Source organism: Paenibacillus sp. MER TA 81-3, assembly GCF_023713585.1.
In the GTDB taxonomy this organism is placed as follows: domain Bacteria; phylum Bacillota; class Bacilli; order Paenibacillales; family Paenibacillaceae; genus Paenibacillus_B; species Paenibacillus_B profundus.
This window is the reverse complement of sequence record NZ_JAMAWB010000010.1, coordinates 204,147-216,348: the sequence shown is the minus strand read 5'-3', so window position 1 is coordinate 216,348 and position 12,202 is coordinate 204,147. Positions and strand designations below refer to the sequence as shown.

Sequence of the window (12,202 nt, the reverse complement as noted above, 5' to 3'; positions counted from 1 at the left end):
GGGAGTACGGCATTCTAGAATATTGAAAAAAGTCCCTATCAAGGGACTCTTTCACTCGTCTTTGCATTTCTTAGAGGTGACAAGACCGCCATTCAGTTCGTGGTGTTGCCTCGGTCGTTGTGATTCGATAATGACACACGCTTGGAAGGAACAATAGTGGAAATGGCCGCTTTGTTGATCAGGTTCGATTTCAAATCCGTCTGCAACAAAATACTGTACGTATCAAAACAAGTAATCGTACCTTGCATGCGCACGCCATTTTTTGTAATTAGCGTCACCATCATTTTTTCTGACACCAATTGATTTAAAAAATGTTCTTGCACCTTAATTCTCACCATATTTACACATCCCTTTCTCTATATATTAGGATTCCATACCAGTTTAACATAGATTTTCCTAAATGTGCATCAAACATCGACGGCAAAGCAAAACGACCGACGTATCGTCGATCGTTCTACAGTGTTCCTATATGCTCCATCCCTAACGGGCGTCGGCTGGCCTAATCAATCTATCGCCAACACTATGATCAAATGTCACAGCACTAGACACCAGATGTCGGCAAGACAACATCAGCTTAGGCGGCGCCGTATCGCGGAAAGAGAATGTTGTTCTCCAAGTGAACATGTTCGAAGGTCATACCCTCCAATTCTTCCAACCGCGTATACGTAATCCGGTATGTCGTGCATGCGCCTTCCGGCAGCGTAAAGTCCTCGGTCAACATGCGTATTCGCTTCAGAAGCGTACCCGCTCCATCATGTTCCCCTTCAAGTTCTTGAATCGTGCGCGCGACCTCATCTCGTGTCACGGAAGCAGGCTCTTCCTCCGCTGCAAGAATAATTGAGAATGACAGGTCCTCTTCCTTGGCAATATGCTCTTCGAGCTCAGCTTTCAGTTGGTTGAACTTCTCAAGCAGTTCGATTAGATGAGGTTGATCTCCACCATGGACATGAGCTACACGGGCCACATTGGCTGCGATTTGCGGCAGCTGCTCGCGCAAATAACGATGGTGCTTATTCACGACATACTCGATTAATGAACGGGATGACATGTATTGCCAATCCATCGCCGTACCAGCGGTCGGCGCTTGAGCCTTCATTTCCGTTAGTTGGGCGACGATCGCCTCTGCCTGCAATCCTCGCTCGGCTGCCGCTTCAGCAATCGGACGATTCCCTCCGCAGCAGAAATCTATTTTTAAACGTTTGAACACATCGCTGGCCGCCGGATATTGCAATACCGCATCGCGTACGGTCATTTCGGTTGAAAACATAACGCTTCCACTCCTTTATCCTTCGCTCTTGCTTCATGCAACAGAGCTGAAATGGTATGATGACTTGTGAATCTGGATTCATCATACGACAGATAAAGTAACGGAAGCGTGATTACAGTCACTTCATTTTATACAATTTTACGACGGCTGGGCAGCTTGCTGGAACGTTACTAATACCCCGCCTTCTCCGGCGTACGTGCCGATGATCGGCCCCATATTGATGAACAATACTTGATCAAAGTGATATTTATCCATTAATTCCTTCAAGAACGCTTTGGCGCGCTCCTCACAGTTAGAGTGCGCAAGCGCCACCCAGTCTTTATCCACTTGATGCCATGCATCGCCGACTTTTTCGAGCAGACGGCGGAGCGTCTTCTGCGTTCCGCGAATCTTCTCCATGACTTCAATCGCGCCTTCTTCATTTGCTTCCATCAGAAGCTTTATATTTAACATGGAGGCAACCGTGCCCTTCAATCGGCTCAACCGACCGCCACGAATGACATTCTCCAACGTATCCAACGTAAAGTAAGTTCGGGTCTGATTCACGTAATTCATCATCTTGTTCATCAGGTCCTGCAGCCCTGCGCCTTCCTTGGCCAATTGAGCCGCACGCACGGCCAGCAACCCCAGTCCCAAAGAGGTCGTCTTCGTATCAATGACCTCGACTTGATTCGGATGACCTTCTTCCTCATACATTTCCTTTGCCATGACAGCATGATTGTAAGTGCTGCTCAAGCTGGAAGTTAAGGCTAAGACCAAAATATCATTCTCCGTGCCAAGCGACCTATACATATGATAGAAGTCGGCAGGCGACGGACTGGACGTCTTCGGCAATTCTTCCTCCTCCCGCATCCGTTCGTAGAAAACTGTCGTGTCCATGTCGGAAGTGAGCACCTCTTGACCGAACCGAACGTAGAGAGGCACAACGTGAATGCCGAATTGTTGAATGATCTCTGGAGTCAAATCTGAACTGCCGTCCGTAATGATGTGAATGGTCATGTCATTCCCCTGTCTTTTTAGTCTATTTTCAGCGTCATTCCGATCTATTATAAGGGGTACCCTACCAGTTTACAACGACTAAAAGAAGCCAGCCCGCAGGAAACACAAAAAACCGAGGAACGGAAGTTCTCCTCGGTTCATTAGCTTTTATGCCGCTCTGACTTCTTATCCTTTATACACATCATGGTCCACGTAACGCTCGCCATTCAACTCGCTGATGACGTTGATTGCTACTTTGGCACCGTCTCCTGCCGTAATGATCGTATGCATGCTCACCCCGGCGGCAGTTCCCGCGGCCCACACCCGTTCCGCGCTCGTCCGGCCTTTATCATCCGTGTCGATAACCGTCTTCACGCGCGGCTCTGTGCCTGGCTTCAGCTTCAATCCGCTCTGTTCCGCAGCGTCCAGAGCGAGTCCCGTTGCTACAATGACATGCTGAGCTTCGTAGCTGTCTCCGCTCTCCGTCTTCACGGTAACAGAAGAAGAACCGGATTCAATGAGAACCGCTTTGTCCTGCTTAAAGACAGCTCCGAATTTCTCAGCTTGCTCACGTCCAATCGTCAGCATGTCAGGCCCGGAAATGTCGCTCACTCCATAATGGTTCGCAAGCCACGCCCGCTTGGTCAGACCGTGATCGTTATCCAGCACAAGCGTAGATTTGCCGGATTTGGCCGCGAACAATGCCGCGCTTCCTCCGGCAGGTCCTCCACCGATAACAATGATATCCTGCATTCATTCTCATCCTTTCATGAAGAGTTCTTCCCTTTATGAATTCACCGGATGTTCTGAAGTTGAATCATTGTCGCTAATACACTCCACCGGGTCGTTCACCCAACGTTCCGCCCACTCTTGAATGGCTTCCATGACCGACTCCAGAGCGCGCCCTTTATCAGTCAACGCATATTCAATGCGAACGGGTGTCTCTGGATACACATTCCGTACGACAATACCTGCCGCCTCAAGGTCTTTCATACGTTCACTCAACATTTTGTCGCTCATAGTAGGAATGAGTGCGGAAATATCTTTAAATCGCTTCGGGCCACTCAATAGCACCTGTATGAGCAGTCCGTTCCAGCGCTTGCCAAGCACGCAGAACGCAGCTTCAAACCGCGGGCACATACCCAAATGATGTGATTCCATCCGTTCATCCCTCCTTCTTAACTTACAAAATGTAAGCATATTTATTTTACCATAGCGTTTTTAAAAAGAAAACGGGGGCGGCAGTCCCATTCGTAACAAAAATATATTTAATTGCAATCGTTCTGATACTTATCTTATGCAGATGTACAATATAATAAAGTAAATATTACCCATAAGAACAGAATAGTAACATTGCCTGTTCAATGTGAATAGGAGGAACCGATTGCATCACAATCAAGTAAGTCGAACCGAACGGCATCGAAAGCGGAAACAGCTTAGAAAACAACGAATGAAACGCACAGCAGCGCTATGCAGCTTGCTGGCCGTCGTCATCTGCGGCATATTCGTCGGAGTCTACTACTCTTCAGCATCTGACGAACAGTTATCCGGCCAAGGCGAATTCAAAGACGCGCCCCCTTCAGCTTCACCTTCTTCCCCTACTCCATCGGCAGCGAAGAAAGAAGCGGCGAAGAGGGAAGAGGGTATGCCGAACAACGAAGCGGCAGCCGATCCTGCAGAGGAAGGGCCAATACATATCATATTCGCTGGAGATGCGCTGATGGATTGGTCCGTCAAAAAAACAATTCAGCAAAAGGGGCCTGATTATCCTTTTCAATATGTAGCCAGCGAAGTGCAGAAGGCCGATTATGCGGTCGTCAATCTGGAAACTGCGGTCACTCACCACACTGAAAAGGACACGAATCAATTATACAATTTCAAATCGGATCCGATATCGCTGAAAGGATTGAAAAATGCCGGATTTGATCTCGTTTCGATCGCCAATAATCATACACTCGATTTCAAGCAGAAGGGCTTTCTCGATACGCTGCATTATTTGAAGGAATATGACCTGCCCTATGTAGGCGGAGGGATGAACAAAGAGGAAGCCTATCGGGCTCATACCGTCACCTTGAAAGGGAAGACGATTAAATTTCTCGCCTTCTCCCGCTTCATTCCGCAAACGTATTGGTTCGCTGGAAAAGACAGACCTGGGATTGCCGAAGCCTATAACAAGTCCAGCGTCCTTCCCGTCATTGAACGGGAACGCAAAGATTGCGACTATTTGCTCGTCTACATGCATTGGGGCGTTGAGAAAAACAACCGCCCTGAAAAGTGGCAGCGCACTTACGCACGGCAAATGATCGATGCCGGAGCAGACGCGATAATCGGCAGTCACGTGCATGTGCTGCAAGGGTTTGAATTTTACAAGGATAAACCGATCGCCTATTCCATCGGCAATTTCCTGTTCCCCGATTATGTCAGGAACAATCGCGCAGATACGGGACTGTTGTCGTTAATGATTGACGAGGATGACATTTCAATGTCGTTCGATCCTTATTTTATTTACAAAGATCAAATCGTTAAAAAAGATGAAGCTTACGAGAAAAAGCAATTTATATATTTGGAATCTATTTCATTTGGTGTTAAAATGAACGGCAAACAGGTGCGGGATGCGGTGAAAGTCGATCAAAAAGAACCATCCCCTTCTAACCGCAAAAGCTAAGCTAACACCACGAACACAGACGCGAACCTGTTCCAAGGGACGCGTCTGTTTATTTGTGTTCTACGAGATGAGAACAAAGGACGGTTTATGGAGTGAGAAAAGCCAGGGTAACAGTAATTGGAAGCTTGAATGTCGATATGGTTACGGTCACCTCGACCATTCCAGAGCAAGGCGAAACCGTGCGAGGAGACAGATTCGCCACCATGTGCGGCGGCAAAGGCGCGAATCAAGCGATCGCTTGCGCCCGTCTCGGCGCCGAGGTCCGCTTTATCGGATGTGTAGGCGACGATGCGTTCGGCCAGATGATGCTGGACAATTTGCAGCAGGAACAAATTCATACAGAAGGTGTCGACATCATTAGCGAGGTAGCATCTGGAACCGCATCCATCATCGTCAATGATGGGGATAACCGCATCATCGTCGTTCCGGGGGCGAACGGCCTGCTCACACCAGATCATATTAGACGACATGCCGAGACAATCCGGAGCTCCGACGTCATACTCATGCAGCTTGAAATTCCGCTCCCTGCCGTGCGGGAAGCGTTGAGCATTGCTGCCGAGAGCCATGTGCCCGTCATTCTCAATCCGGCGCCAGCCATGCCTCTGACGGATGAGATGCTGGCGCACGTCTCCATCCTGACGCCGAATGAGCATGAATTGGCGGCTCTCTTTGGCGGGGATGATTCGGAGCAGGCTTTTGAGTGGAAGACGGCTATACGCTCCATGCCTGGGCGCATCGTCTTGACCCGCGGCGCGGACGGAGCTTATTGGTCGGATACCGCCTGCCATCTCTATCATCAGCCAGGCTATGAAGTCAATGTCATCGATACAACCGGAGCAGGCGATACATTCAATGGCGCGCTCGCCGTGCTTCTTGCCGAAGGCAACAGCATGGATGACGCGGTGCATGGTGCGGTGGCTGCCAGTGCGTTAGCGGTGACTCAGTTCGGAGCCCAGAGTGGGATGCCCACACGCTCTCGATTGGAGCAACAATTAAAGGAGGATTGAACTTTCATGTATCAGATTCGTATGCTGCAGCCGCTCGATTTTGCCGGAGCGGTCTCCATGTCAGATGAAGTATTTCGCAATGATACGCAAATGTCGATGGAACAAGGTTTTCCGTATTTATTTTCTCCAATCTATTCCCATTCGTATGGCGCATTTGAGGAAGAAAGGCTTGTCGCGCATATGGGAATGCTCCCATCTAAGCTGCGCCTGAATTCGGTTCGGCTGCCTGTCTTCTCGCTCGGCTCTGTCTGCACATCGCCCATGGCGCGCGGCAATGGCGTCGGAACCGAGCTGCTTCATCAGGTGCAGCGTCATGCCGATGAGACTGGAGCCGTGCTTATGTTCATTTCCGGCGGCCGCTCCTTGTATACGCGCAACCGCTGTTACCCATTCGGACAAGTGTCCGTATATACGGTGAGCCGTAATGACGAGGCCGTAACATCGAATGCGGCGTTGTCTGAGAGCGAACAGGCGCATGTACGCGAGCTTACAGTGCTGGACTGCTTCGCATGGCATGAGCTTGTCGAGCAGCGTCAAGCAGCGTTTGATTTCAGCATGTGGGATTTGTACGGGCTGGAGCATGCAGGGGCTTACGCTTCTTGCGTCATGATGAAGCCGAAGTTGTATGTGCTCGAACGTGGCGGCAAGATTGCAGCCTATGCCTATGCGCTGCGGCCATCAGCCAAGCAGGTGGATGGCGTGCCTCGCATATTGGAATATGGGGGGGCGGGACCAGACATCGCACTACTCATGCAGCTGCTCTTGAACAAAAAGAAATTCACCCAATTGCACATCTATGTGCCATGGCAGGACCAGAGCCTGCATGACACGTTATCCGCCTATCCTTCTCAGGTGCAAGCGAATGACGGGACCGTATTCATTCCGAATATCGAACGATTGTTCCAGCATTTGCAGAGCTGGTGGCAGGAGCGCGAGGCGCTCGCCGCGCATATTGAAGTGAAGCAGCTTGATAATGGTGCTGTACAGCTCCGCTATCCTGACGCCGAACTGGTTCAGCTGGAGGAGCAGGACGTTGTGAAGCTGCTGTTCAGTCCGGATGCGGACGGCCTGCTGCCAACGTCCTGGCCGTCCTTGGAACAATTGAATTTCACGGTTCCGCTGCCATATACAGTCGGATTGTATTATATTTAACACTTCATTTATCGGTTTGTAAATTATGTCAATATGACGGCGCTGACGATTCCAGGACCATGAATTCCAATCGTCAGGTCGTTCTCGATATCAGCACTGCGGCTCGGTCCGGTAATCAAATTCAGCGATGACGGAAGGTTCGCCATCTCACCGTGAGACGCCCGCAGCCGTTCGAACACTTCCCCCATGCGCGCGACGATGCGCTCCGCCGGGAAGACTGCCAGCAGCATGCCGGGCATAAGACTGACCGAACGGCCTTGCGCTCCCGCAGACAGCACTGCCAGCGTGCCCGTATTCGCCACGACGGCTTCGGGAACGACAATTCCAAGATGACATCGTTCCACAGCCCGAAGCAGCGGACTGCGCGCCTGCCACTTCTCCCCAGCAAGCGCTCCCGCTTCTCCGGGCTCTGATGTGCCCAACTGCTCTAATGCAGCCTTCCACGCGTCTTCCTCGTCCGCTGCGCTTGCCGATTCCGACCATGGCACACCGACTAGGCGCTGCTCATGCAGCACCTGCGGAACGCCATAGGACTGCAATTCCGGTGTATTGGCATAGACTACACGCTCCAGCATGCCACGCTCCTTCAGCTCGGCAATACTAGCGGAGATGGCTTCTGCCGCTTGCGAGACAGGCGCCACGCGGACAAGCCCCGTCAGCGCCGTCCAGCTATCCATGAATAACTGTACACATTCCTCTCGATCCAATTGTCCCATCCGCTTGCGATAGGAATCAGGCACCCCATTGAACATCGGGGCCGACGGTTGTTGAAGCGGCTTGGCGCGTCCGAGGCGCGCTGCGATTTGCGTCAGAAACTGCTGCTCATTCATCTGTCCACTCCGTCCTTTCCTCTGTCTTCTGAAGCGACTGCCTCCCGTGAAGTTGGATCCTGCTGCAATTCACGCTGCAGCTCCGCCCATGAATCCCGGAACGATTGCTTCGGTATCGCCGGGAAGGTACGAGACTTCGTCCACCCTGCCGCCGGTCCAGGCGCCTTGCGGATGACTCCGTCACGGACAAGCGGCTTCTGCCCATAATAAGCTGCTTTTCCAGCCATACGGTACCATTTGACATTGCCGAATACCTTGCCGAACATTTTGAAACCAAGACGTTCCGCAGATGGGGTGAAGCCTTCTTTCACCTTACGCGCCCGCAAATACACGAGCATATCATGCAGCGGAATTTTAACCGGACACGCCTCATAGCAAGCCCCGCATAAGGAAGAAGCGTAAGCGAGCGTACCCGCCTCCTTCATATCCTGCTGCAGGAGCGGGGTCAGCACGGCGCCGATCGGTCCGCTGTACACCGAGCCATACGTATGGCCGCCGACGTGGCGATAGACCGGGCAGACGTTCAGACAGGCCGCACAGCGGATGCAATGGAGCACTTGCTGGAACTGTGGATCACCTAACTGCGCGGAACGTCCGTTATCCAAAATAATGACGTGCAGCTCTTCAGGTCCGTCCAAGTCCCCTTCTTGCCGCGGTCCAGTGATGAAGGACGTGTAGGTCGTCAGCTTCTGCCCCGTAGCGCTGCGGGCGAGTAAATTAAGCATGACTTCGACATCTTCGAAGGTCGGAACGAGCCGCTCCATTCCCATGACGACGACATGCGTCTTCGGAACGGTCGTGACCATACGGCCGTTGCCTTCATTGGACACCAACGTCACCGTGCCCGATTCCGCAATGCCGAAGTTGCATCCGGTCAGTCCGATCTCCGCCTCCAGAAAGAACTGTCTCAGCTTGCGCTTCGCGAAAGAGGCCAGCTCCTTGGTCTCCGGCGGGAGCTTCTTGCCCGCTTCCTTCGTGAACAGCTCCGCAATTTGCGACTTGTTTTTGTGAATCGCTGGAATAATGAGATGGGACGGCGTCTCCTGCGCCAGCTGCAAAATATATTCGCCCAAATCGGTCTCGATGGCATCGATGCCGCGCTCCTTGAGGCGCTCATTCAGATGCATTTCCTCCGACACCATGGACTTGCCTTTGGCTACAAGCTTCGCCTGCTTCTCCTCCGCAATGCGCAGGAAGGTCTGAACCGCGTCTTCACCTGTGCCGCAAAAATGGACGTGCCCACCCCGGCTCCGCACCTGATCCGCAAATTGTCCCAAGTAATAATCCAGATGCGCAATGGTATGCTCGCGAATCACTCTGCCCCGTTCCCGCCATTCTTCCCAATCCCCGAATTGTTCTGCGGCGGAAAGACGTCCCGTACGCAGCTTATCCGTAGTGAAGGCGACGGCTTGGCGCAGAAAATCGTTCTGCAGCACCTCCTGCGTACGCTGCTTCAGTCCGCTGCCGATACCTCCGTTAACGTTGTTGGATGAAGTTGTGCTCACGACGCTTCACTCCTTCCTCGAGCAGCTCCGCAAGATGCATGATCCGAATCGGACGCCCCTCTTTATTGAGCCGCCCTCCGATGTTCATTAAGCATCCCATATCGGAACCGATTAAGATGTCAGCTTCTGTATCAACGACATACTGCGCTTTTTCCGTAACCATCGCTTCAGACATTTCCGGCATCTTGATGGCGAATGTGCCGCCGAAGCCGCAGCAATCTTCCTTATGCGGCAAATCGACTAGCGTCAAGCCCTTCACCTGCTGCAGCAGCAGCATAGGCTCCTCAGTGATGCCTAACAATCTCGTGGCATGACAGGAAGGATGATACGTGGCCTTGCCATCGAACGCCGCCCCGATATCCGTTCTTCCCAATACTTGAACAATGAACTGGGAAAATTCATACGTGCGTTCAATGAGACGCTTCGCTTTTTCGAGCCACTCCGGTTCATCCATGAACAAATCTTCATAGTAATGATGCACCATACCGGCGCAAGAGCCCGATGGCGTCACGACATAATCACTATGCTCAAATGCTGTAATCCATTGCCTGGCGACTTCCCTTGCATCATCATGATAGCCGCTGTTGAAGGCAGGCTGCCCGCAGCACGTCTGCAACGGCGGGAAATCCATTTCACAGCCGAGCCGGTGCAGGAGCCGGACAACGCTTTCAGCAACATGGGGAAAGCAAGTATCCGCCAAGCAAGTGACAAATAACGATACGCGCATAATTGCCCCTTCTTTCATCGTCGTTCATCGAGGAACGAGCAGAATGGAAAAGAAGCGCCCGCAGGCCTTTCAGCCGTCGAGCGCTTAAGTCATTAGCGCTCGGCTGCCATACGGTTGGTAAGCGAACCGAGCTTCTCGATTTCGATGGTGACGAGGTCCCCGTCTTGCAAGTAGACGCGCTTGTCTTCCGGCAGTCCGAGCACGACGCCTTCCGGCGTGCCTGTCAAAATGATATCACCCGGCACAAGCGTCATGTGACGTGAAATGTAGCTGACGATTTCGTCGCAATCGAAGATCATGTCGGACGTATTGGAGTGCTGGCGCGTCTCGCCATTCACGATGCATTTGATGTCGAGCTCATTCGGATTGCCTACTTCGTCGGCCGTGACCAGATACGGTCCGAGCGGGCTGAATCCGTCGCACGACTTGCCGAGCAGCCATTGCTGGGTGCGCATCTGCAGATCGCGTGCAGACAAGTCATTGACGCAGCAATATCCGAAGACGTAATCGAGCGCTTCCTCTTTGCTCACATCCTTCGCCGTCTTCCCGATAACCATAACAAGCTCCGCTTCGTAGTCCACCTGATCGCTTACACGCGGAAGCACGACATCGTGACCATGCCCCGTGAGCGTGTTGTTGAACTTGTTGAACAGAATGGGATACTGCGGAATCGGCGCATTCGTCTCTTCGGCATGCTTGCGGTAGTTCAAGCCGACGCAAATGATTTTTTGCGGCTGCGGCACACATGGCCCATAATTCAATTCGCTCTCATTCAGCACCACACTCGCATTCTCCGCATAGGCTTCGACTTCCAAGCGCAGGTCTGCGCCGCCTGCAATAATATCGTGCATCGAATATGCTTCACTTACGTCGACCACACCACGGTCTGTTGCTGCCCCCGTTCGAAGCTGTCCATTTTGATCATAGAACGTGACATATTTCACCGCTAATTCCTCCTCCGTGAAGTACAATCATATATATGTGTTATTCCATTACGCATTTTTGCCGAACACAACTCCGCCATCGATATAAAGCGGTGAGCCCATCATAAATTTGGATTCGTCGGAAGCCAGGAACAGGGCACCTTCCGCGACATCTTCAGGACGTCCCAGTTCCCCGCTGAGCTGCCGTGTCTTAATGGAGGCAATGGCCGCTTCCGGATCATCGTAGGAATTGCGCAAATAGTTCTCCACAAATGGTGTGAAAATGGTTCCCGGCAACAGTGCGTTCACCCGGATGTGGTATGGCGCATAGTCCACCTGCATGGACTTCGTCAATGAGAGAACCGCTCCCTTCGTTGCCGCGTAGGAAGCGCGATTCGCCAAGCCCATCTCCGCAATGCAAGAGGACATGTTAATAATGGTCCCGCTTTGCTGCTCCATCATGTAAGGGAGAACATATTTGCTCGGCAAAAACACGCCGCGTATGTTAATCGCAATGACGCGGTCCCATGCCTCTGGCTCGATTTCGTGCAATCTCCCGATACCGCTCACGCCCACATTGTTGAACAAGACGTCGATGCGTCCATATTGCTTGACTACGGCGTCCGCCATCGCCTTCGCTTCCTCTGGAGAAGTGACGTCGACTTGAATGAACATCGACTTTCCTCCCAGTTCTTCAATCATCCGCACCGTTTCTTGTCCGCCTTCTGATTGAATATCCGCTACGACAATGGTCGCTCCTTCCTTCGCGAAACGAAGGGCGGTACTCCGGCCAATGCCGGAGCCCGCGCCCGTGATGATACATACCTTTCCTTCCAAGCGCATGCTGAATCTCCTTTCCTTCTATTCGAATGTAATCTTTATGCTAGTTATGCTAGATCGCAGATAAGTTGAACTATTGAATTCCGAGCATTCTCCCCTTCGATCAGTAACAACGTTCCCGCATATCTCAGGCGCTAGACGGTGTGATCGAACGGTGATGTTGCCGCATCGACTGAGAACCAATGTTGGCCTCAGTTAATCTTCACCCCTACGGTTTCTGAATGAGAGGGAGAGTGGAGAGAAGGTCTTGGCAACGTACCGTTATTGGCTTTCGGCAATCGCCATGTCGATATAAATAAATTCATCGC

13 protein-coding genes are annotated in these 12,202 nt (G+C 51.9%); 3 read left to right on the top strand and 10 right to left on the bottom strand.

Translation table 11 applies throughout. From position 1 onward, the window contains the following. Positions 1-92: 92 nt before the first annotated feature. From hfq to M3650_RS16710, 5 genes are all read right to left on the bottom strand, one after another. Complete coding sequence (hfq, locus tag M3650_RS16730) at positions 93-338, bottom strand: RNA chaperone Hfq (protein ID WP_019424035.1); 246 nt, start codon at positions 336-338, stop codon at positions 93-95. 236 nt (positions 339-574) lie between these two features. Continuing rightward, on the bottom strand, positions 575-1,267 hold the full coding sequence (gene ric / locus M3650_RS16725) for an iron-sulfur cluster repair di-iron protein (RefSeq protein WP_251576441.1): 693 nt from the start codon (positions 1,265-1,267) through the stop codon (positions 575-577). Positions 1,268-1,405: 138 nt separating this feature from the next. Next, complete coding sequence (locus M3650_RS16720; RefSeq protein WP_019424037.1) at positions 1,406-2,266, bottom strand: DegV family protein; 861 nt, start codon at positions 2,264-2,266, stop codon at positions 1,406-1,408. Between the two features lie 165 nt (positions 2,267-2,431). Beyond that, positions 2,432-2,998, bottom strand: coding sequence for an FAD-dependent oxidoreductase (locus tag M3650_RS16715; RefSeq protein WP_019424038.1), 567 nt, complete (start codon positions 2,996-2,998; stop codon positions 2,432-2,434). Between the two features lie 33 nt (positions 2,999-3,031). Further along, positions 3,032-3,406, bottom strand: a complete 375-nt coding sequence (locus M3650_RS16710) for a winged helix-turn-helix transcriptional regulator (RefSeq protein ID WP_251576439.1) — start codon at positions 3,404-3,406, stop codon at positions 3,032-3,034. Between the two features lie 289 nt (positions 3,407-3,695). On the opposite strand from M3650_RS16710, the gene M3650_RS16705 reads away from it, so the two are divergent. From M3650_RS16705 to M3650_RS16695, 3 genes are all read left to right on the top strand, one after another. Further along, positions 3,696-4,910 carry a CapA family protein gene (locus tag M3650_RS16705; protein ID WP_251576438.1) on the top strand — a complete coding sequence of 405 codons (1,215 nt, stop codon included), beginning with the start codon at positions 3,696-3,698 and terminating at the stop codon, positions 4,908-4,910. A gap of 92 nt (positions 4,911-5,002) precedes the next feature. Then, on the top strand, positions 5,003-5,917 hold the full coding sequence (rbsK, locus tag M3650_RS16700; protein WP_251576436.1) for a ribokinase: 915 nt from the start codon (positions 5,003-5,005) through the stop codon (positions 5,915-5,917). A 6-nt stretch (positions 5,918-5,923) separates the two neighbouring features. After that, positions 5,924-7,069, top strand: coding sequence for a GNAT family N-acetyltransferase (locus tag M3650_RS16695; protein ID WP_251576434.1), 1,146 nt, complete (start codon positions 5,924-5,926; stop codon positions 7,067-7,069). 23 nt (positions 7,070-7,092) lie between these two features. Here the strand turns inward: M3650_RS16695 and M3650_RS16690 are convergent, their stop codons facing one another. The 5 genes from M3650_RS16690 to M3650_RS16670 form a co-directional block, all read right to left on the bottom strand. Beyond that, positions 7,093-7,899, bottom strand: a complete 807-nt coding sequence (locus M3650_RS16690; protein ID WP_251576432.1) for a LutC/YkgG family protein — start codon at positions 7,897-7,899, stop codon at positions 7,093-7,095. After that, a complete protein-coding gene (locus tag M3650_RS16685; protein WP_251576430.1) occupies positions 7,896-9,404 on the bottom strand; it encodes a LutB/LldF family L-lactate oxidation iron-sulfur protein in 1,509 nt (502 codons plus the stop codon). The genes M3650_RS16690 and M3650_RS16685 overlap by 4 nt, the downstream gene beginning before the upstream one ends. After that, positions 9,376-10,131: a (Fe-S)-binding protein gene (locus M3650_RS16680; RefSeq protein ID WP_019424045.1), complete on the bottom strand. Its 756-nt coding sequence runs from the start codon at positions 10,129-10,131 to the stop codon at positions 9,376-9,378. Before M3650_RS16680 ends, M3650_RS16685 begins: the two co-directional genes overlap by 29 nt. A 92-nt stretch (positions 10,132-10,223) precedes the next feature. Next, the gene (locus M3650_RS16675) at positions 10,224-11,075 is read right to left on the bottom strand and encodes a fumarylacetoacetate hydrolase family protein (RefSeq protein ID WP_251576428.1); all 852 of its coding nucleotides are present in this window, start codon (positions 11,073-11,075) and stop codon (positions 10,224-10,226) included. Positions 11,076-11,123: 48 nt separating this feature from the next. Beyond that, a complete protein-coding gene (locus M3650_RS16670) occupies positions 11,124-11,897 on the bottom strand; it encodes an SDR family NAD(P)-dependent oxidoreductase (RefSeq protein WP_251576426.1) in 774 nt (257 codons plus the stop codon). Positions 11,898-12,202 lie beyond the last annotated feature (305 nt).